The sequence below is a fragment of the Stenotrophomonas sp. a6 genome (genome assembly GCF_030913325.1).
Classification (GTDB): domain Bacteria; phylum Pseudomonadota; class Gammaproteobacteria; order Xanthomonadales; family Xanthomonadaceae; genus Stenotrophomonas; species Stenotrophomonas maltophilia.
The window spans coordinates 312022-332854 of sequence record NZ_CP133161.1 but is presented as its reverse complement, the minus strand read 5'-3'; the positions used below and the strand labels follow the sequence as shown (position 1 = coordinate 332854).

Genomic DNA, 20833 nt, shown 5'->3' with positions numbered 1-20833 from the left:
ACCGCAATGAGTACCCATGCAAGTTCAACCCGTAGTTCCCTCGCACCGCGCCCTGCCCTGCTGGATGGCGCAGGCCTGCGCCGCGCACTGGTCGAGGCAGTGCGCAAGCTGTCGCCGATGCATCTGGTGCGCAGCCCGGTGATGGCGGTGGTGATGGCCGGCACGATCGTGGCCGCGATCGTCACCCTGACCGGCAATGCGCCGCTGGGCTTTGGCCTGGCGGTGACCGCGATCCTGCTGGTGACCGTGCTGTTCGGCAATTTCGCCGAAGCCGTGGCCGAAGCACGTGGCCGTGGCCAGGCCGCATCGCTGCGCCGCGCCCGCCAGGACCTGGTGGCGCGCCGCCTGGCCGCACCGCAACCGGGTGCCGCGGAAACCCAGCTGCCAGCCGCCGAGCTGCGCCCGGGCGACCATGTGATCGTCAGTGCCGGTGAGCTGGTACCGGCCGATGGCGAGATCGTGCAGGGCCTGGCTACCATCAACGAAGCAGCGGTGACCGGCGAATCGGCACCGGTGCTGCGCGAGGCCGGTACCGACCGTTCCGGTGTGATCGGCGGAACCAAGGTGCTGTCCGACCAGATCATCGTGCGGGTGACCGCCGAGCCGGGCCACAGCTTCCTGGACCGGATGATCGCGCTGGTGGAAGGCGCCAACCGGCAGAAGACGCCGAACGAGATCGCACTGACCCTGCTGCTGGCGGCGATGACGCTGACCTTCCTGGTGGTGGTGGCGACGCTGCCGGCCATTGGCGCGGCGGTAGGCGTGCAGGTTGACCCGCTGCTGCTGATCGCGCTTCTGGTCTGCCTGATCCCGACCACCATCGGCGGCCTGCTGCCGGCCATCGGCATCGCCGGCATGAACCGCGCGCTGGCCGCCAACGTGCTGGCCAAGTCGGGCAAGGCGGTGGAAGTCGCGGGAGACGTGGACGTGCTGCTGCTGGACAAGACCGGCACCATCACCTACGGCGACCGCCAGGCCAGCCACTTCCATCCGTTGGCCGGTATCGATGCCAGCCAGCTGCGTGAAGCGGCGCTGTTGTCCTCGCTGGCCGACCCGACCCCGGAAGGCAAGTCGATCGTGCGCCTGGCGCGCGAACAGGGCTGCGCCACCGCTGAACCGGACCACGCCGAGTACCTGGCGTTCAGTGCGCAGACCCGCATGTCCGGCGTGGATCTTGAACATGGGCGGCAGATCCGCAAGGGTGCCGCCGATGCGATCCGTGCCCACGTACAGGCGCTGGGCGGCAATGTACCGGCTGAACTGGCCGGCCGCGTCGAGCAGGTCGCACGCAACGGTGCCACCCCGCTGGTGGTGGCCGAGGGCCGCCACGTGCTGGGCGTGATCGAACTGTCGGACGTGGTCAAGCACGGCATGCGCGAGAAGTTCGCGCAGCTGCGGGCGATGGGCATCCGCACGGTGATGATCACCGGTGACAATCCGCTGACCGCCGCCGCGATCGCTGCCGAAGCCGGTGTCGACGACTACATCGCCGAGGCGCGACCGGAAGACAAGCTGGCGCGCATCCGCCAGGAGCAGGCCGGTGGCCGTCTGGTGGCGATGGTCGGTGACGGTACCAACGACGCCCCGGCACTGGCCCAGGCCGACATCGGCCTGGCGATGAACTCCGGTACGCAGGCGGCGAAGGAGGCCGGCAACATGGTCGACCTCGATTCGGACCCGGCCAAGCTGCTGGCAGTGGTGGAAGTAGGCAAGCAGCAGCTGATCACCCGCGGCGCGCTGACCACCTTCTCGCTGGCCAACGACGTGTCCAAGTACTTCGCGATCCTGCCGGCGCTGTTCGCCGCGGCCGTTCCGACCATGGCCGCACTGAACGTGATGCAGCTGTCGAGCCCGCGCAACGCGGTGCTGGCGGCGCTGATCTTCAACGCCCTGGTGATTCCCGCCCTGATCCCGCTCGCCCTGCGTGGCGTGCGCTTCCGCCCGGCCACCGCAACGGCGCTGCTGCGCCGGAACATGCTGGTGTACGGCCTCGGCGGCGTGCTGCTGCCGTTCGCAGCGATCAAGGCGATCGACCTCCTTCTTGTCCTGGTATTCGGCGCATGAACCGTTCTGCTTCCACCTCCACTTCCCTGTCGCGCGAACCGAAGGCCGAGGCCCGCGTGGCCAGCCTGCAGGATGGCGCCAGCTGGCGCCCGGTGATCGGCCTGGGCCTGGCCACCCTGCTGCTGGCCGGTGCGGTCTACGCCGGCATCGCCACCGGTTTCGCCGGCCTGGCCTACCCGACCCAGGCCGAGGGCAGCCTGCTGCGCGATGGCAATGGCCAGGTGCGCGGCTCGGCGTGGCTGTCGCAGCCGTTCACCGGTGACGGCTACTTCCAGGCACGTCCGTCGGCGGCCAACTACGACCCGATGGCGGCAGCCGGTTCCAACATGGCGCGCAGCAACCCGGCGCTGGCCGAGCGCGTCGCCGCCAGCACCGCGGCGGTGGCCGCGCGCGAAGGCGTCACCGCGGCGCAGGTACCGGCGGACCTGGTCACGCAGTCCGCCGGCGGCCTGGATCCGCAACTGTCGCCGGCCGCGGCGCAGCTGCAGGTGGCCCGCGTGGCGCGTGCCCGTGGCCTGCCTGTGGAACGCGTGCAGGCACTGGTGCAGGCGCATACCGAAGGTCGCCAGTGGGGCCTGTTCGGCCAGCCGCGGGTGAACGTGGTGACGCTGAACTTCGCGCTGGACCACGCGCCCAAGGCGCCGTGATGCCGGCCTGCACCGGCTGCGCGCACAATGGCACCCATGACTGATGCGCGTACCCGCCAGGCCGATGCCCTGGTCGAAGGCCTGCAACGCGAAGCCGGCGGCAAGCTGACCGTGTTCCTCGGCGCGGCGCCGGGCGTGGGCAAGACCTACGCCATGCTGACCCGCGCGCAGGAACAGCTGCGTCGCGGCGTCGACCTGGTGGTCGGGTTGGTGGAAACCCATGGCCGTGCCGATACCCAGGCGCTGCTGGAGGGGCTGCCACAGCTGCCGCTGAAGGACGTGGCCTACCACGGCCATGCCCTGCAGGAGATGGACCTGGATGCCGTGCTCGCACGGCATCCGGCCTTGGTGCTGGTGGACGAACTGGCCCATCGCAATGCACCCGGCAGCCGCCACGAGCGGCGCTGGCAGGATGTGATGGAGCTGCTGGACGCCGGCATCGACGTCTGGACCACGGTCAACATCCAGCATCTGGAAAGCCTCAATGACGTGGTGATGCGCATCACCGGTGTGCGGGTCAGCGAGACCGTGCCGGATGGGGTGCTCGACCGCCTGCATGACATCGTGCTGGTCGACCTGCCGCCGCGCGAGCTGATCGCGCGCCTGCAGCAGGGCAAGGTCTATGTGCCCGAACAGGCCGCGCAGGCGCTGCAGGCGTTCTTCTCGCCGGCCAACCTCACCGCACTGCGCGAGCTGGCCATGCAGGAGGCCGCCGACCGCGTCGACAGCAGCCTGCGTGAAGCGCGCGCCGCGCGCGGCGAGAGCAACCTGCCACTGCGTCGTGGCGTGCTGGTGGCCATTGATGGCGGCGGTCAGAGCGAATACTTGGTGCGGGTGGCGCGGCGCATCGCCGAACGCCGCGATGCGCCGTGGACGGTGGTGACCGTGCAGGGCCGACGCCAGGACGAGGCGACCCGGCGCGAGATCGATGCTGCGTTCGCCCTGGCACGCCGCCTCGGCGGCGACGCCGAACTGCTGCACGGATCAAGCATCGCCGATGCCCTGCTCGACCATGCCGCGCACAACGGCGTGTCGACCCTGGTGCTCGGCCGGACCCGCGAACGTCCACTGGCGCGGATGTTCAACCGCACCCTGACCCAGCAGCTGATCCAGCGCGGCGCGCATTACGAGATCACCATCATCAGCACCCCACAGGCACGTGCGCGCTCGCGCCGCGAGGGCCTGCTGCCGCCGATGCGCGGCATCAGCTACGAACCGGTGCAGGCGCTGATCGCCACCGCGCTGGCCTGTGCGGTGGCATGGCTGGCCGAACGCTGGGTCGGCATGGCCGACCTGTCGATGGTGTTCATCGTGGCGGTGGTGCTGGTGGCCGCACGCACGCGCGCCAGCGTGGCGGTGATGGCGGCGATCCTGTGCTTCCTCGCCTACAACTTCCTGTTCATCGCGCCGCGCTTCACCTTCGCCATCGGCGCGCGCCAGGGCGTGATCACCGTGTTCCTGTTCCTGGCCGCCGCACTGGTGGCCGGACGCCTGGCCTCGCGCCTGCGCATGCAGGTGATCGCGCTGCGTGCGGCGAATCGACATGCGCGTGCGCGCCAGCAGCTGGGACGGCAGCTGGCCAGCGCGGCCGGCAACGGCGAGGTGGCCCAGGCGGGTCGGCATGCACTGGAACAGGCCATGGACGTTCCAGCGTGGCTACGGATCGGCGCCGATACCGCAACCGGTGGCCGCAGCCAGCCGGGCGATACCGACTTGGCCGCCGCCGATTGGGCACTGCGCCACGGCCAGCCCAGCGGGCGCTTCACCGACACCCTGGCCGGTGCGCAGTGGTGGTTCCTGCCGCTGCTGGATGGCGAAGACCGCGCCATCGGCGTGGCGGGCCTTTACCTGCCCGGCGCACAGGCGCGCCTGCTGCCCGAGCAGCGGCAGCTGGCCGAGGCGATGGTCGACGACATCGCCCAGGCCGCGCTGCGCACGCGGCTGGTGGCCGAACTGGAGCAGGCCCACGTCAGCAACGAGACCGAGCGGCTGCGCTCGGCGCTGCTCTCTTCGGTGTCGCACGACCTGCGCTCGCCGCTTGCGGCGATGATCGGCTCGGCCGACAGCCTGGCCAGCTACGGTGCGGCGATGGATACGGCCGATCGCCGTGCCCTGCTGGACACCATCCTGGTCGAAGGCGAGCGGCTGGACCGCTACATCCAGAACCTGCTGGACATGACCCGCCTCGGCCACGAAGGGTTGAAGATCAACCGCGACTGGATCGGCGTGGACGAGCTGATCGGCTCGGCGGCGCGGCGCCTGCAGCGCTACCAGCCCAAGGTGCGGCTGGAGCTGGATATTCCGGCCACGCTCGCGCCGATCTGGGTACACCCGGCGCTGGTTGAACAGGCGGTGTTCAACGTGATGGAGAACGCGGCCAAGTTCTCACCGCCCGATGCCGCCGTGCAGGTGCAGGCGCGCGAACTGGACGGACAGCTGCGCATCGATGTGATCGATGCCGGCCCCGGCATTCCCGATGACGAGCGCGCGCGCATCTTCGACATGTTCTACAGCGTCGAGCGCGGCGACCGTGGCCGCCACGGCACCGGCCTGGGCCTGACCATCTGCCAGGGCATGGTCGGTGCGCATGGCGGCAGCGTGCAGGCGCTGCCCGGACGCGACGGTCGCGGTACCCTGATCCGCATCACCCTGCCCCTGCTCAAGCCAGCCTCCCACGATGAGCCCGACTCCGATTGACGCCAGCGCGCCGGCCCCGCGCGTGCTGGTGATCGATGATGAAACCCAGATCCGCCGGTTCCTGGACATCAGCCTGCGCGCGCAGGGCTACCAGGTGCGGCAGGCGGCCACCGGCCAGGAAGGCCTGCAGCTGGCGGCCAGCGAGGACATGGACCTGGTGATCCTGGACATCGGCCTGCCGGACATGGAAGGCCACGAGGTGCTGGAGCAGCTGCGGCAGTGGAGCCAGGTGCCGGTGATCATGCTGACCGTGCGCGCCGGCGAGGCCGAGAAGGTGCGGGCGCTGGACACCGGCGCCAATGACTACGTGACCAAGCCGTTTGGCACGCAGGAACTGATGGCACGGGTACGTGCGCTGCTGCGCACGCGCAGTGTGCCCAGCGACGGCACACCGCCGGTGTTCGACGACGGCCATCTGCATGTGGATCTGGTGCGCCGTGAAGTGGCACTCGATGGCGAGCCGGTGGCACTGACCCGCAAGGAGTACGCGCTGCTGTCGCTGCTGCTGCGCAATGCCGGGCGGGTGGTGACCCAGCCGCAGATCCTCCAGGAAATCTGGGGCCCGACCCACCAGCACGACACCCATTACCTGCGCATCCTGGTCGGCAAGCTGCGGCACAAGCTGGGCGATTCAGCGCTGGATTCACGCTACCTGTTCACCGAGCCGGGCGTGGGCTTGCGGTTCAAGGGGTGAGGGTGTGTCGACCAAGGTCGACACCTACCAACAGCTCCAGGACATTGTCAGGGGTGGGGCGGTGTCGGAGTGCGGGGTGTCAGCCGCATGGATGCGGCTGCCAAGCTTACAGGGACGTACTTGCTGCGTCCCCGCACTCCGACACCGCCCCGCCATCCCCCGGATAGCCGGCCTTTGACGTTGACGTTGACGTTGATTCGGCGGGTGCCGGGCGCAGCCCGGCCCCACCTCAGAACCCCAGCGGGGTGTCGCCCAGCACCGGCTGCAGCTGGCTGCGGAACAACGCCTGGATGCGTTCCAGTGCCGCCTCGTCGTTGCCCTCGAAGCGCAGCACCAGCACCGGCGTGGTATTGGAAGCACGCACCAGGCCCCAGCCATCGGGGAAGTCCACGCGCAAGCCATCGATGGTCGACAGGCGGCCGCCCACATACGGGTTGTCCGGCGACTGTGCCGCCGCCACCAGCATCGCCACCAGCGCATGCGGCGTGCCTTCGGCCACCGGCACCTTCAGTTCCGGCGTGGCCACCATCTCCGGCAGCTCGGCCAGCACCTCGTCCGGGGTTTCCTCGCGCTGCGCCAGGATCTCCAGCAGTCGCGCGGCGGCATACAGGCCATCGTCGAAACCGAACCAGCGCTCCTTGAAGAAGAAGTGGCCGCTCATCTCGCCGGCCAGCTCGGCATCGGTCTCGCGCATCTTCGCCTTCATCAGCGAGTGCCCGGTCTTCCACATCAACGGGCTGCCACCATTGCGCAGCACGTGGTCGGACAGCTTGCCGGTGCACTTCACGTCGTAGATCACCATCGCGCCGGGGTTGCGCATCAGCACGTCGGCGGCGAACAGCATCAGCAGGCGGTCGGCATAGATGATCCTGCCTTCGCCGGTGACCACGCCCAACCGGTCTCCGTCGCCATCGAAGGCGACGCCGAGGTCGGCGCCGAAGCGCTTGACCGTCTGCACCAGGTCTTCCAGGTTGGCCGGCTCGCTCGGGTCGGGATGATGGTTGGGGAAGGTACCGTCGACATCGCAGTACAGCGGGATGACTTCGGCGCCGATGGCTTCCAGCAGCTGTGGTGCAAGCGCACCGGCGACGCCGTTGCCGGCATCGGCCACGACCTTCAACGGGCGGTCCAGCTGCACGTCGTCGGCGATGCGCTGGATGTAGTCGGCACTGACATCGCGCTGCTGGTAATCGCCCGGCTCGGCCGCCTGCGCCAGGCGCCCCTCGACGATGCGCTGGTAGAGATCGGTGATGGCATCGCCTGACAGCGTCTCGCCGCCGATGACCACCTTGAAGCCGTTGTACTCGGGCGGGTTATGACTGCCGGTGACCGCCACGCAGGTGCCGGTACGCAGGTGGAAGGCGGCGTAATAGACGACCGGCGTCGGTGCCAGGCCGATGTCGATCACCGCGCAACCGGTGCGACGCAGGCCCTCGGCCAATCCCGCAGCCAGTTCCGGGCCGGACAGGCGGCCATCACGGCCGATCACCACCTCGCGCAGGCCCTGTTCCAGCGCCACGGTACCGATGGCCTGGCCGATCAGCGCGGCGGTCTTCGGCGTCAGTTCGCTGCCGACCACGCCACGGATGTCGTAGGCGCGGAAGATGCCGGCGGCCAGTTCCCCGGCAGGGACCGGTGGCGGCGGCGGCGCAGTGTCCGCGGCGCTGGCGGCGGCCACCGGTGGCGGCGCCATCTGCAGGCTCTCGCTCAGGGTCGGGCCATGATCCGCTTCCGCCACGGCCGCACGGCGCGGCAACGGCAGCGACTTCGGCAGCCGGCCGCGACCCACGACCAGCAGCACGGCGATGAACGCCAGCAGCAGCGCGACGATGGCACTGGCCAGCGAACCCAGGCCCAGTGGACCCGCTTCGACATTCGGTACGGCGGCCACCAGCCGCAACGGCGTGCCCGGAACCGGGCGCGCCAGCGCTTCGGCGCTCTCGGCCAGGCCGGCGTCGCCCTGGGCAACGAGGTCATGCGTGCCTTGGCGCAGGCCGAGGAAGCCGGTGGACGGGGCGCTCACCTGGTCCAGCGGCGAGGTCAGCCGCAGCAATGGCTGGCGCACGTAGAGCACTGCCGGGCCAAGGCTGCCCAGCTGCACCGGAGCCGCCAGACCCAGGCGATTGCCACCTGCATCGCGCACCACGCGCAGGCCAGGCTTGCCCTCGGCCAGCGCTTGTTCCAGCAGGGCCAGGCGTGCGTAGCCGAAGGTGGCCGGGTCGGCATAGGCCGTGGCCAGATCGGCGGTCAGCACGTCAGCCTGCTCCACGCCGGTCCAGCTCTCGCGCACGGCCAGCGCCGCTGCCGCGGCGTCACCGGCCTGCAGTGCCTGCTGCACGCGTTCGTTCTTCAACTGCTGCTGCAGCTGCTTCAGCTGGCCGGCTGCCGCCTCCTGCAAGCCCTGCACGGCCTGGTCACGCGCTTCTTCCAGCGCCTGGCCGTTGGCCTCCTGCCGCCATTGCTGCACCGCGCTCCATCCGAACCAGCCGGCCAGCAGGACCAGCAGCACCCCCAGTAGTGGCGCACTGCGTCCCAACGACCGTTCCCGCTGCCCTTCCCCGATGCCGCTCATCGATGTCCCCCGTCAACGCACCCCGGTATGGCCGAATCCACCCGTTCCCCGCACGCTGTCGGTGAAAGTATCCACCACCTGCAGGCTGACGCGGGCAATCGGCACGACCACCAGCTGCGCGATGCGATCGCCCGGCTCGATGGTGAAGGCCTCGCGGCCACGGTTCCAGACGCTGATCAGCAACGGGCCCTGGTAATCGGCGTCGATCAGGCCGGTGCCGTTGCCGAGCACGATGCCGTGGCGGTGGCCCAGCCCGGAACGCGGCAGGATCACCGCGCAAAGGTGCGGATCAGCGATATGGATGGCCAGGCCGCTGGGCACCAGCGCGGTGTCGCCCGGCTGCAGGGTCAGCGCGGTATCCAGCGCCGCGCGCAGGTCCATGCCGGCGCTGGCTTCGGTGGCGTAGGCGGGCAGCGGCCAGCTGTCGCCGAAACGCGGATCAAGCAGCTTGACCTGCAGCGGTTGGGAAGTGAAAGCCTGGGTCATGCCTGGAGTCTCCGCGCGATCAGCGCCAGCAGTTGTTCGGCCAGCTCGCGCTTGGAGGTGGCCGGGAATACCTGTTCACCGTCCTGCCAGAAGGCCGTGGCGGCATTGTTGTCGCTCTCGAAACCGCCGCCACTGATGCCGACCTGGTTGGCGATCACCAGGTCCAGGCGCTTGTCGACCAGCTTGCCACGCGCATATTTCTCCACGTCGTGGGTCTCGGCGGCGAAGCCGACCACCAGCTTCAGCGACTGCGTCTGTGCAGCGACTTCGGCGAGGATGTCCGGCGTGCGCACCAGCTCGATCACCAGCGACTGGCTGTCGGCGGTCTTCTTCAGCTTCTGCGGCGCGACCTGGCGTGGCGTGTAGTCGGACACCGCGGCGGCACCGATATAGATGTCGGCCGGCAACGACTTCAGCACGGCATCGCGCATCTGCGCGGCCGAGCGCACGTCCACGCGCTGCACGCCGGCTGGCGTCGGCAGCTGTACCGGACCGCTGACCAGCACCACCTGGGCGCCCATCGTCGCGGCGGCCGCGGCCAGGGCAAAGCCCATCTTGCCGCTGCTGCGGTTGCCGACGTAGCGCACCGGATCGATGTCTTCATAGGTCGGGCCAGCGCTGATCAGCAGGCGAAGGCCCTGCAGCGCGCGGGTTTCCGGTGCGACAACCGCCGCTGCAGCACTGCCATTGGCAGCCAGCGCGGCAACGATGTCGCCCGGTTCGGCCAGACGGCCGGGACCGGATTCGCCTTCGGCCAGCGGACCGTCGACCGGGCCGACCACCTGCGCGCCGCGCTGGCGCAGCAGGGCGATGTTGGCCTGGGTGGCCGGATGCAGCCACATGCGGTGGTTCATCGCCGGGCAGATCGTCAGCGGCGCGGTACTGGCCAGGCACAGGGTGCTGACCAGATCATCGGCGTGGCCCTGGGCCAGCCGGGCCAGCAGATCGGCGGTACCCGGGGCGACCACGATGCGGTCGGCCCAGCGGGCCAGCTCGATGTGGCCCATGGCCTGTTCGGCGGCGCTGTCCCACAGCGTGGTGCGGGTGGGCTGCCCGGACAGGGCCTGGAAACTGAGCGGAGTGACGAACTGCTGTGCTCCGGCGGTCATCGCCACCTGCACCTGGGCACCGGCGTCGCGCAGGCGCCGCACCAGTTCCAGGGCCTTGTAGGCCGCGATCCCGCCTCCGACGCACAACAGCAGTTTCTGACCTTCCAGCGCGCGGGCCGGCGCGGGGGAAGCGTTGGGGGAGTCAGCCACCTGGAATTCCTGTGCAAACGAGGGCGCTAGCTTACCCGATGGTCGGTAATGTCCCGGTGCAGGGCGCACATAGCGGGCGGCTATCAGCAGATGGAGTCCGTCTCCGTTGACCCGGAATTCACCCGGTATCAGTTTCGGACCTTTCCTATACCTCTACGGGTCTGCGCTTTTGCAGAATCAGGCATTGGCTGCCGCCCGCCGTGGCCTGTTCGACCTTCGAGGAGCCGCGTGCATCCGCGCATCATCATCGCCGACGACCATCCCGTGGTCCTGCATGGCATCCGTATCGTGCTGCAGACCTACCTGATGGACATCGTCGGCAGTGCGCGCGACGGCGCCCAGCTGCTGGAGCTGGTGGATCACCACGACTGCGATGCGGTGCTGACCGACCTGTCGATGCCGGGTGCCGGTCCGGACGGTCCGGAGCTGATCGACGCGCTGCGCATGCGCCGCCCTGGCCTGCCGGTGGTGGTGCTGACCGGCGCCCGCCATCCCGGCCTGCTGGACAGCCTGCTGCGGGAGGGTATCAGTGGCCTGGTCGACAAGTGCGCCGATTTCGCCGAACTGCCCCACGCGCTGAACGCCGCGCTGGCCGGGCAGGTATTCGTCTCCCAGCAGCTGCGCCACCACCTGCAGGCGCGCGACCTGCTGTTTCCACGTCAGCCGGCGCCGTTGTCGGCACGCGAACAGGAAGTGCTGGAGCTGCTGGCAGCCGGCCTCAGCGTGAACGAAGTCGCCGAGCGCTGCGGACGCAGCCCGAAGACCATCAGCCGGCAGAAGGCCGAAGCCAAGCGCAAGCTGGGCCTGCAGAACAACCAGGAACTGTTCGACTACCTGCAGACCCGGCGCGGCTGAGGCAACCTCCGACCCCAGTCCGCGGCATGCCCCGATGGGAGCCACCGCAAGGTCTGGCGATGATGGGCCATGCCCATCCATGACTGGCCCGAACAGGAACGCCCCCGCGAGAAGCTGATCGCGCGCGGGCCCACGGCACTTTCCGACGCCGAACTGCTGGCCCTGTTTCTCGGCTCCGGGTTCGGTGGCCGCGATGCCGTGCAGACCGCGCGCGACCTGCTGCAGGCGCACGGCCCGTTGCGGGTACTGCTCGACCGCCCCGCCGCCGAGCTCGCCCGCCTGCCCGGGCTCGGCCCGGCACGCAGTTGCACGCTTGCTGCCGGGCTGGAACTGGCCCATCGCTACCTGGCGGCCGAGCTGGAGCACGGCGAGGCGGTTGGCAACAATCCGGCGGCGGTCGGCCGCTACCTGCAGCACCGGCTGCGTGGCCAGGCCCGCGAGGTCTTCATGGCCCTGTTCCTGGACAACCGCCACCGCCTGATCGCCTGTGAAGAGCTGTTCCACGGCACCATCAACGCCGCACCGGTCTACCCCCGCGAAGTGGTGCGGCGCGCCCTGCTGCACAACGCGGCGGCGGTGATCCTCAGCCACAACCACCCTTCCGGCGACCCGGAACCCTCCAGCGCCGATACCCGCATCACCGACGAACTGCAGCAGGCGCTGGCGATGGTGGACGTGCGCCTGCTGGACCACTTCGTGGTCGGCGAGGGCCGTCCCGTTTCATTTGCTGAACGGGGCCTGCTGTCCCCGCCCCAGCCGCGGCTGTTCGGCTGAGCGCGGCCCTTCAGGCGCCTTCTGTCGCCCCCACAGGCATGTTCTGGTCAGCGTGGGCGCGGGTATCTGCGCTAAAATGGGCGATTCCGCCGCTCATTCTCACAGCAGGCCTCGTGAAAAATCTCCTCCGCGCCCTGATCAGCCAAGGCATCGAAGCCTTGCGCGCCAATGGCACCCTGCCCGCCGACTCCCTGCCGCCGGACTTCGTGGTCGAGCGCCCGAAGACCCGCGACCACGGCGACTTCGCCACCAACGCCGCGATGCTGCTGGCCAAGGCCGCGCGCAGCAATCCGCGCGCACTGGCGCAGGCGCTGGTCGAGGCGCTGCCGCGCAGCGAGGACGTGAGCAAGGTCGAGATCGCCGGCCCCGGCTTCATCAACTTCCACCTGGCCCCGGCCGCGTACCAGCGCGAAGCCGCGTCGGTCATCAAGGAAGCCCACGACTACGGCCGCAACCTGTCCGGCAATGGCCGCACGGTGGGCGTGGAGTACGTGTCGGCCAACCCGACCGGCCCGCTGCATGTCGGCCATGGCCGCGCGGCGGCGATCGGCGACTGCGTGGCGCGCGTGCTCGATGCCAACGGCTGGAACGCCAAGCGTGAGTTCTACTACAACGACGCCGGCGTGCAGATCGAGAACCTGGCGCTGTCCACCCAGGCACGGATCAAGGGCATCGCGCCGGACCAGGACGGCTGGCCGGAAGGTGGCTACCGCGGCGAGTACATCGCCGACGTCGCACGCGCCTACATGGCCGGCGCCAGCGTCGACCTGGAAGGCAGCACCGTGGTCGGCGCCAAGGACCCGGACGACATGCAGGCGATCCGCCGCTTCGCCGTGGCCTACCTGCGCAACGAGCAGAACCTGGACCTGGCCGCGTTCGGCGTCGACTTCGACATCTATTTCCTGGAAAGCTCGCTGTACGCCGACGGCAAGGTAGCCGAAGCGGTGGCCAAGCTGCAGGCGTCGGGTCATACCTATGAAGAAGGTGGCGCGCTGTGGCTGCGCAGCACCGACTTCGGTGACGACAAGGACCGCGTGATGCGCAAGTCCGACGGCACCTTCACCTACTTCGTGCCCGACGTGGCCTATCACCTGTCCAAGTGGCAGCGCGGCTACGAGCGCGCGATCACCGAGCTGGGCGCCGACCACCACGGCTCGCTGGCCCGCGTGCGCGCCGGCCTGCAGGCGATGGAAGTGGGCATCCCGCAGGGCTGGCCGGAATACGTGCTGCACCAGATGGTCACCGTCATGCGCGGCGGCGAGGAAGTGAAGCTGTCCAAGCGTGCCGGCAGCTACTTCACCCTGCGCGACCTGATCGAGGAAGCCGGCCGCGATGCCACCCGCTGGTTCCTGATCGCGCGCAAGCCCGATTCGCAGCTGACCTTCGACATCGACCTGGCCCGCCAGCAGAGCAACGACAACCCGGTGTTCTACGTGCAGTACGCGCATGCCCGCGTCTGCAGCCTGCTGCGCCAGGCGCAGGAGAAGGGCCTGGTGTACGAGCAGGGCAACGGCCTGGCCAACCTCGGCCGCCTGGCCGACGATGCCTCGCTGCTGCTGATGAACGAGATCTCGCGCTATCCGGAAGTGGTGGAAGCGGCCGGCGTGGCGCTGGAACCGCATCTGGTGGCGCAGTACCTGCGTGAATTGGCGCACGCGTTCCACACGTGGTATCACGGGACGCCGGTGCTGGTGGAAGATGCCGCCGATCGCAACGCCAAACTGACCCTGGCCTGTGCGGCGCGCCAGGTACTGGCCAATGGCCTCGAACTCCTGGGCGTCAGCGCCCCGGAAAAAATGTAAGCATCAGGAGACGCAGTACACATGGCAGCACGACGCGGCAAAAGCCAGGCACGACGCAACAGCGGCAGCCAGGGCACCCCCGGATGGGTGTGGCTGGTGGCCGGTGTAGCGATCGCGGCCGTGGTGTTCTTGGCGGCGCCGAACCTGTTCAAGGGCGAGGGCGATGGCTTCCTGCGCGCCGGTCCGCAGCCGAACCCGAACGCGCAGCCGGCCCCGGTCGCCGATGCCGACAGCGATGTCGGTACCCAGCCGGCCGCGCAGCCGGCTGCGCCGAAGCAGGCCGAACCGGAAAAGCCGGCCGCCACCCAGTACGACTTCTACACCCTGCTGCCGGGCAAGGAAGTCGAGATGTCCGACGCCGAACTGGCCGCCAGCGCGCGTGCCGAAGACCAGCGCCGGGCCAAGGCCGAAGCGCAGCGCGCGCAGGCGGCACTGGAAGGCAAGCCGGTTCCGCCGGCGACCACGACCACGACCGCACCGGCGGCCACCGCCAGCGTGTCCAGCACCGCGCAGGTGACCGCCACCAGCCGTCCGCTGCCGGCACCGCTGAGTGAACGTCCGGCTGCGGCAACGCCGCCGGCCAGCACGGCCTCGACCAGCACCGCCGCCGCCACGCCGGCAGCGCGCGCGGAAACCGCAACGGCAACGGCGGGTACCCCGGCCACAGCCGCTCCGGCGGCCGCCGACAACGCCCGCTATATCCTGCAGGCAGGCGCCTTCGGCGCCTCCGGCGATGCCGAAGCAACCAAGGCCAAGCTGGCGATGATGGGACTTGCGGCACGCGTGGAGTCAGCACAGATCAACGGCAAGACCGTGTACCGCGTGCGCATGGGGCCGTATGGCAGTGCCGGTGAACTGTCCGAAGCCAAGCAGAAGCTGGATGGCACCGGCCTGCAGGCGATGGCGATCAAGGCCCAGTAAGCCTGCCGCTGTGAATGAAAAAGCCGGGCATTGCCCGGCTTTTTCTTGTTTCTGCAGAGTCGAGCCATGCTCGACTCTACAAACGGCGGTCAGCCTTCGCGGGCGACCTGGAAACCGGCGAAGGACTGGCTCACCGGCATCAGTTCCAGGCGATTGATGTTCAGGTGCGGCGGCAGGCTGGCCACCCAGAAGATCTGTTCGGCGATGTCTTCGGCGGTCATCGGGTTGGCGCCGTTGTAGAGCTTGTCCGACGCCGCCTGGTCGCCGTGGGTACGCACCACGGTGAACTCGGTTTCAGCCATGCCTGGCTCGATCGTGGTCACGCGCACGCCGGTGCCGTGCAGGTCCGAACGCAGGCCCAGCGAGAACTGGCTGACGAAAGCCTTGGTGCCACCGTAGGCGTTGCCACCCGGGTACGGGTAGACGCCGGCCACCGACGAGATGTTGATGATCGCGCCCTTGCGCTCCACCAGCTGCGGCAGCAGGCGGTGGGTCAGGGTCACCAGCGCGGTGATGTTGGTGTCGATCATCGTGGTCCAGTCCGACAACTTGGCGCTCTGTGCCGGCGCGGTGCCCTGCGCCAGGCCGGCGTTGTTGACCAGCAGATCGATCTCGCCAAAGGCGGGCGGCAGTGCCAGCAGCGCCGCTTCCATCGCAACCGGATCGCGGATGTCGAAGGCGGCGGCATGCACCACGTCCTTGCCGTAGCGATCGACCAGCGGCTGCAGGCGTTCGCCGCGGCGGCCCGTGGCGATCACTTTCCAGCCGGCCTGGGCGAAGCGGTGGACGGCGGCGGCGCCGAAGCCGGACGTGGCGCCGGTAATCAGGACAGTGCGGGTCATCAGGCAACTCCAGGGGGAAAAACCGGACGCCCATTCTGGCATTCCCGGCCCGTCCTGAGTTGCCCGCCGTCCTGCCGTCCCCCCGGCTCAACGCACGCGAAACACTCTGGCCTTGGGCAGGTCTTCGTCGACCTGCAGGAACCAGCGTCCGGCAATTCCTGGAACAACGGCGATCTGCGGCGACTGCAGCACCTTGCGCAGCTTCATCTGCCCCTTCATCACCTGCCATTGCTGGCCGTTATCAAGGGTGAACAGCGTGCCGGGCTGCCAGCCTGCGACCTCTCCGACCACGCGTGCATTGACCGGTCCTTCTTCCAGGCCCAGATGCATTGCTGCCGGTGCCGGCACATTGGCAGGCAGCGGCGCAGCGGCGGGGGCCACCGCTGCCGTCGGCCCGGTGGCCGCGCGCTCTGCCTCGCGCAGTACCCGGTTCAGCGCCTGCAACTGCGCTGGACTGAGCCCGACCTCGGCCAGTTGGGATGCACTCAGGCGCCGCTCGACGGGTACGAAGCGGTCCTGGGAGAAGGCAGCGAAGCTGCTGGCGAGCAGCAGTGCGGAAAACAGATACCGGCGCATGCAAGGGTCTCAGCGAACGAGTGCCCACGATGCTGCAGTTCGATGACAGTCCGGTGACAGGCCAGGGGCCGGTACAATGGGCCATGATCAACAACGATGTCCTGCGCAGCGTGCGCTATTCCCTGGACCTGGGCGACCACCACGTGGTGACCCTGTGCCAGATGGCCGACCCGGCCTTCGCCGTGGATCCCGAACAGGTGAAGGCCTGGCTGCGCCGCGAGGACGAAGCCGGTTTCGAAGCGATGAGCGACAGCGAGCTGGCGCACTTCCTCGATGGCCTGATCGTGCACCTGCGCGGTCGCGACGAGAGCCAGCCGCAGCGCGCGGTGGAAACCCGCATCGACAACAACCTGGTGCTGAAGAAGCTGCGCGTGGCGTTCCAGCTGCGCGACGTCGATCTGATGGAGATCTTCGCCAGCGCCGGTTTCAACGTCTCCAAGTCGGAAGTCGGTGCGCTGTTCCGCCAGCCCGGGCACACCAACTACCGGCGTTGCCTGGACCAGATGCTGCGCAACTTCCTCAAGGGCCTGAGCCTGCGCCTGCGCGGCTGAGCACGGCCTCGACGAACGCCCGCGCCGCCGGTGTCGGCAGCCGCTGCCAGACCAGGTGCACGCGGCGGGTCGGGGTTGGCTGCAGCGGAATCCGCACCACGCCCTGGAAGCCTTCGGCGATCAGCGCCGGCACGATGCCAACCGCCAGACCATGGCGGACGAAGCGCTCGACCAGTTCCATCAGGTTGACCTCGAAACGCACTGTGTGCGGCAGGCCAGCGGCGACGAAAGCATCGTCGGTCTGCCGCCGCGCACCGGTGCCGCGCGGGAAGTCGACCAGCGCCTCGTCCTGCAGTTCGGTCAATGGCAGCCGCTTGCGCCTAGCCAGCCGATGCGAGGGGGCCAGCACCGCCACCAGGTCTTCTTCCTGCAGCATCTGGTGGCAGACCCCGTCCAGGCCGGCCGAGGGCGCCAACCCCACCAGTGCAACATCCAGGTCACGCGACTGCACCTGCGCGATCAGGTCCTCGCTCTTGTCCACCCGCAACTGGAATTCCACCTGCGGGTGCGCCTGCTGGAACGCGGCCAGCATCGCCACCACATCGATATCGGTCAGCGAGGAGATCTGCCCGATCGCCAGCAGCCCGCGCACCTCGCCACTGACCGCGGCCACGTCGGCGCGCAGGTGGCGCAGGCTGACCAGCACCTGGCGTGCGTGCACCAGCAGCGCCTCACCCGCTGCCGTCGCCCTCACCTGCCGCGGCAGGCGCTCGAACAGCGGCGTGCCCAGTTCCTGCTCCAGGTGGGCAATCTGGTGGCTCAACGCGGACTGCACCACATGGCAGCGTTCGGCGGCACGGGTGAAATTGCCCTCTTCGGCCAGGGCAACGGCAAATTCGAGCTGCTTGAGATTCATCCAACTATCTCGTTTCCAGATGGCATGGATGATGATGATTCATTTCCATCATGGCCGCAGCAGGTGGACACTGTGCCCCCCGCTTCCTGGATCACCGCGTGAGCCCGTCCCTCCCCCCTCTGCACCGCTGGCAGGTGCTGCTGATGTCCGTGGCTACCGGCGTGGCCGTGGCCAGCAACTACTATGCGCAGCCACTGCTGCACACCATTGCCGATGCCTTCGGTGTGCCGTTCGGCCAGGTCGGCATGGTGGTCACTGCGGCACAGCTGAGCTATGCCGCCGGACTGATCCTGCTGGTGCCGCTGGGAGACCTGTTCGAACGCCGCCGCCTGATCGTGGTGATGAGCCTGCTGTCGGCCGGCGGACTGGTGATCAGTGCCTGCGCACCGTCACTGACCTGGCTGCTGGTGGGCACCGCCATCACCGGCCTGTTCTCCGTGGTCGCCCAGGTGCTGGTGCCGTTCGCGGCCACGCTGGCCGCGCCGGAACATCGCGGTCGCGTGGTCGGCACGCTGATGAGTGGCCTGCTGCTGGGCATTCTGCTGGCGCGCACCGTGGCCGGCCTGCTTTCCAGCCTGGGCGACTGGCGCCTGGTGTATGCGATCGCCGCTGCCACCCTGGTGCTGACCGCACTGGCATTGCAGCGCGGTCTGCCGCGATTCCACCACAGCGCCGGCTTGGGCTATTTCGCATTGCTGCGCTCGATCGGCGTGCTGTTCGTGCAGGAACCGGTGCTGCGCCAGCGCACGCTGCTGGGCGCCTGCAGCTTCGCCATGTTCGCGATCTTCTGGACCCCGCTCGCGTTCCTGCTGGCACAGCCGCCGTATGCCTACAGCGACGCCACCATCGGCCTGTTCGGGCTGGTCGGTGCGGCCGGTACGCTGGCGGCAGGCCTGGCTGGCCGCATGTCCGACCGTGGCCAGACCGGGCGTGCCACCGCCATTGCACTGCTGCTGTTGCTGCTGTCGTGGCTACCGCTGGGGCTGTCCGCACACTCGCTGCTGGCATTGCTGGTGGGCGTGGTGGTGCTGGACCTGGCCGCACAGCTGTTGCACGTCAGTAACCAGAACCTGATCTACGCACTGCAACCGGCGGCACGCAACCGCCTCAATGCCGGCTACATGACCGGCTATTTCATCGGCGGTTCGCTGGGTTCGCTGCTGTCTGCGCAGGTCTACCAGCGCTTCGGCTGGACCGGCGTCTGCGTGGCCGGCGCTGCCGTGGCTGCGCTGGCCCTGCTGCTGTGGCTGCCCGGCGCGCTGCGCGCGCGCCAGGCGTCGCTGCCCGACTAGAAGCTGCCCTGCAGCGCCAGCTCCCATCGCCCACCGGCGTTGCCGGGGAACAGGCGCTTGGCTGCGTTGTCCGTGTCATGCACGGTGGCGCGCAGTTCCCATGCCGGGGTCAGCGAGGCGATGGCACTGAGCTGCCCATGCAGGTAGTCCGGGCCCTGGGCGGTGGCCAGCCAGTACTGGCCCACCGCTGCTTCCAGGCGGAGGCGTTCGTGCAACGGCACACGCACACCCAGCTGGGCATAGGTACCGCGATGGCCACCGGCCAACGCATCGTTGGAATGGGCGACCTGCAGCCAGGCGCGCTGCTTCCAGGTCACCGTGGTGTTGAGCTCGGTCCAGTCCAGCGCGCGGCCGGTGCCCGGGTACACGTAACGGGTCAGGTTGGCATCCAGGCTCCAGTCCGGTGCCAGTGCGCCGGACCAGCCCGCCACCAGGTCGAACTCGCTGCGCGCGCCATTGTCCGGCTTGAACGAAACGTTGGACCCCCACACGCTGGCGTACCAGCCCGCTGGGATCGAGACCTTCGCGCCGGCCTGCGCCGCCGGGTCGCCGTCGCTCTGCGAACTGCCGCGCCATACGTAGTCACTGGTCAACGCCGCACTGCCACTGACCTGCACCTGTGCCTGCGCGCTGCCGATCCCGAGCAGCCCTGCCAGGGCGGCCACCAGCGCCGCCATCATCCCCTTGCTGTTCACTGCACTGTGTTCCTCGTCGAAGGCGGTCACGCCGCCGGGAACGCAGTGTCGAGGCGAGGGCCGTAACGGATCGAGGGTGCTGCCGGGCCCGTGGCGCAAATTCGGCGTAAATCCCGTGGACTGCGGCCAATGCCAGCAGCGCGGTATCATGGCGCCCTGTTTCCAGGAACCAACCGCGTGGACGCCATCCTGACTCCGGTATCGATCGGCGAGCTGATCGACAAGATCACCATTCTCGAGATCAAGGCCGAGCGCATCGACAATGCCGCCAAGCTGGCCAACGTCCGCACCGAGCTGGACGGCCTGCTGCCGTTGCTGCAGCAGCTGCTGCACGCACAACCGGCACTGGCCGCGCTGAAGCAGCAGCTGAAGGTGATCAACGAGCGCATGTGGGACATCCAGGACCAGCTGCGCGACAAGGAAGCGGCCCAGGTGTTCGACGATGCCTTCATCCAGCTGGCACGCGGTGTCTATGGCACCAATGGCGAGCGCGTGCAGGTGAAGAACGAGATCAACCGCGTGGCCGGTTCGGCCCTGGTCGAAGAAAAGCAGTACCAGGGCGAGTAACCCCGCCTCAATCAGCGTCGATCAGATGGCGGAACCGGAACAGCTCGCCATCGTTGCGGATGCCCAGCTTGCGGTATGCCGCTCGTTTCTGCGTGCTGATGGTGCTGGCCGCACGCCCGCTGCGGCGTGCCATCTCGCCGGTGCTGCAGCCACGCAGCACCCACTGCAGGACAGCGCGCTCGCGCGTACTCAACCGTGGTGAACGCATGGACTGCTGGCGCTGCCGGCGGGACTGGTTCAACTGTGCACGCAGCTCCGGCGGCACGAAGCGCCCGCCGCGGGCGACCACGCTCACTGCGCGCAGCAGCATCTGCGGCGCGCAGGCCTTGGACAGGAATCCGCGCGCACCGGCCTGCAGGGCCAAGGACACGACACCCGCGTTGCAGTGTGCGGACAGCACCAGGATCGGCACTGCCGGCCAATGTCGTGACACGTGCCGCAGCAGTTCCAGGCCTTCCCCGCTGTCACCGATCGGCAAGGCGTCAACCAGCAGCAGATCGATCGCAGCTGCCTGCTGCTGCAGGCGCTGCAGCAGATCACCGCTGCGGCCATAGCTTCCATCGACCTGCAGGCCCGCCTGCCGGGCCAGCAGTTCCTGCACGCCATGCCGCAACAGTGGATGCGGATCCAGCAGCAACAAGCGGCAGGGAGAATCGCGGGGCGAGGGAAACGGGGGCATCGTT

At 68.8% G+C, this 20833-nt stretch carries 19 protein-coding genes; 11 read left to right on the top strand and 8 right to left on the bottom strand.

Going from position 1 to position 20833, the window contains the following annotated elements; translation table 11 throughout:
• Positions 1-6 precede the first annotated feature (6 nt).
• From kdpB to Q9Q79_RS01520, 4 genes are read left to right on the top strand one after another with little or no spacing between them, the layout of a single operon-like run.
• Positions 7-2064, top strand: coding sequence for a potassium-transporting ATPase subunit KdpB (kdpB, locus tag Q9Q79_RS01535; RefSeq protein WP_005412004.1), 2058 nt, complete (start codon positions 7-9; stop codon positions 2062-2064).
• A complete protein-coding gene (gene kdpC, locus Q9Q79_RS01530; RefSeq protein WP_049459891.1) occupies positions 2061-2711 on the top strand; it encodes a potassium-transporting ATPase subunit KdpC in 651 nt (216 codons plus the stop codon). The genes kdpB and kdpC overlap by 4 nt, the downstream gene beginning before the upstream one ends.
• Before the next feature lie 36 nt (positions 2712-2747).
• Entirely contained in the window at positions 2748-5408 is a 2661-nt protein-coding gene (locus Q9Q79_RS01525) for a sensor histidine kinase KdpD (protein WP_012478919.1), read from the top strand.
• Entirely contained in the window at positions 5389-6102 is a 714-nt protein-coding gene (locus Q9Q79_RS01520) for a response regulator transcription factor (protein ID WP_005412001.1), read from the top strand. Before Q9Q79_RS01525 ends, Q9Q79_RS01520 begins: the two co-directional genes overlap by 20 nt.
• Before the next feature lie 229 nt (positions 6103-6331).
• Here the strand turns inward: Q9Q79_RS01520 and Q9Q79_RS01515 are convergent, their stop codons facing one another.
• Genes Q9Q79_RS01515 through coaBC form a run of 3 tightly spaced genes read right to left on the bottom strand, consistent with a single transcriptional unit; the run spans position 6332 to position 10419 of the window.
• The gene (locus Q9Q79_RS01515; protein ID WP_005407764.1) at positions 6332-8674 is read right to left on the bottom strand and encodes a phosphomannomutase/phosphoglucomutase; all 2343 of its coding nucleotides are present in this window, start codon (positions 8672-8674) and stop codon (positions 6332-6334) included.
• Positions 8675-8686: 12 nt separating this feature from the next.
• On the bottom strand, positions 8687-9160 hold the full coding sequence (dut, locus tag Q9Q79_RS01510; RefSeq protein WP_005411999.1) for a dUTP diphosphatase: 474 nt from the start codon (positions 9158-9160) through the stop codon (positions 8687-8689).
• Complete coding sequence (gene coaBC / locus Q9Q79_RS01505; RefSeq protein ID WP_049449536.1) at positions 9157-10419, bottom strand: bifunctional phosphopantothenoylcysteine decarboxylase/phosphopantothenate--cysteine ligase CoaBC; 1263 nt, start codon at positions 10417-10419, stop codon at positions 9157-9159. The genes dut and coaBC overlap by 4 nt, the downstream gene beginning before the upstream one ends.
• A gap of 228 nt (positions 10420-10647) precedes the next feature.
• Here coaBC and Q9Q79_RS01500 point away from each other — a divergent pair, with 228 nt between their 5' ends.
• From Q9Q79_RS01500 to Q9Q79_RS01485, 4 genes are all read left to right on the top strand, one after another.
• Positions 10648-11274, top strand: coding sequence for a response regulator transcription factor (locus Q9Q79_RS01500; protein ID WP_033834997.1), 627 nt, complete (start codon positions 10648-10650; stop codon positions 11272-11274).
• Positions 11275-11343: 69 nt separating this feature from the next.
• Positions 11344-12048 (top strand): DNA repair protein RadC, encoded by a 705-nt coding sequence (radC, locus tag Q9Q79_RS01495; protein WP_005407759.1) that lies wholly within the window; start codon positions 11344-11346, stop codon positions 12046-12048.
• Positions 12049-12161: 113 nt separating this feature from the next.
• Positions 12162-13850 carry an arginine--tRNA ligase gene (gene argS / locus Q9Q79_RS01490; RefSeq protein ID WP_012478915.1) on the top strand — a complete coding sequence of 563 codons (1689 nt, stop codon included), beginning with the start codon at positions 12162-12164 and terminating at the stop codon, positions 13848-13850.
• Between the two features lie 21 nt (positions 13851-13871).
• Positions 13872-14771 carry an SPOR domain-containing protein gene (locus tag Q9Q79_RS01485; protein WP_012478914.1) on the top strand — a complete coding sequence of 300 codons (900 nt, stop codon included), beginning with the start codon at positions 13872-13874 and terminating at the stop codon, positions 14769-14771.
• Positions 14772-14860: 89 nt separating this feature from the next.
• On the opposite strand, the gene Q9Q79_RS01480 is transcribed toward Q9Q79_RS01485, so the two are convergent.
• Together Q9Q79_RS01480 and Q9Q79_RS01475 are read right to left on the bottom strand one after the other, a co-directional pair.
• Complete coding sequence (locus tag Q9Q79_RS01480) at positions 14861-15613, bottom strand: SDR family NAD(P)-dependent oxidoreductase (protein WP_005411994.1); 753 nt, start codon at positions 15611-15613, stop codon at positions 14861-14863.
• 87 nt (positions 15614-15700) lie between these two features.
• Positions 15701-16189 carry a hypothetical protein gene (locus Q9Q79_RS01475; RefSeq protein ID WP_099527562.1) on the bottom strand — a complete coding sequence of 163 codons (489 nt, stop codon included), beginning with the start codon at positions 16187-16189 and terminating at the stop codon, positions 15701-15703.
• Between the two features lie 83 nt (positions 16190-16272).
• Here Q9Q79_RS01475 and Q9Q79_RS01470 point away from each other — a divergent pair, with 83 nt between their 5' ends.
• On the top strand, positions 16273-16740 hold the full coding sequence (locus Q9Q79_RS01470; RefSeq protein ID WP_099527566.1) for a DUF1456 family protein: 468 nt from the start codon (positions 16273-16275) through the stop codon (positions 16738-16740).
• Here Q9Q79_RS01470 and Q9Q79_RS01465 read toward each other — a convergent pair.
• On the bottom strand, positions 16709-17596 hold the full coding sequence (locus tag Q9Q79_RS01465; protein ID WP_111174334.1) for a LysR family transcriptional regulator: 888 nt from the start codon (positions 17594-17596) through the stop codon (positions 16709-16711). The two genes, Q9Q79_RS01470 and Q9Q79_RS01465, sit on opposite strands and share 32 nt — an antisense overlap.
• 143 nt (positions 17597-17739) lie before the next feature.
• On the opposite strand from Q9Q79_RS01465, the gene Q9Q79_RS01460 reads away from it, so the two are divergent.
• The gene (locus Q9Q79_RS01460) at positions 17740-18888 is read left to right on the top strand and encodes an MFS transporter (RefSeq protein ID WP_329762175.1); all 1149 of its coding nucleotides are present in this window, start codon (positions 17740-17742) and stop codon (positions 18886-18888) included.
• Here the strand turns inward: Q9Q79_RS01460 and Q9Q79_RS01455 are convergent.
• A complete protein-coding gene (locus Q9Q79_RS01455; protein ID WP_032965519.1) occupies positions 18885-19583 on the bottom strand; it encodes a TorF family putative porin in 699 nt (232 codons plus the stop codon). The genes Q9Q79_RS01460 and Q9Q79_RS01455 overlap by 4 nt on opposite strands.
• Positions 19584-19760: 177 nt before the next feature.
• Between Q9Q79_RS01455 and Q9Q79_RS01450 the strand changes: the two genes are divergently transcribed.
• Positions 19761-20150: a DUF6165 family protein gene (locus Q9Q79_RS01450; RefSeq protein WP_081284565.1), complete on the top strand. Its 390-nt coding sequence runs from the start codon at positions 19761-19763 to the stop codon at positions 20148-20150.
• Between the two features lie 7 nt (positions 20151-20157).
• Here the strand turns inward: Q9Q79_RS01450 and Q9Q79_RS01445 are convergent, their stop codons facing one another.
• Positions 20158-20829, bottom strand: a complete 672-nt coding sequence (locus Q9Q79_RS01445; RefSeq protein WP_024956372.1) for a response regulator transcription factor — start codon at positions 20827-20829, stop codon at positions 20158-20160.
• Positions 20830-20833: the final 4 nt, after the last annotated feature.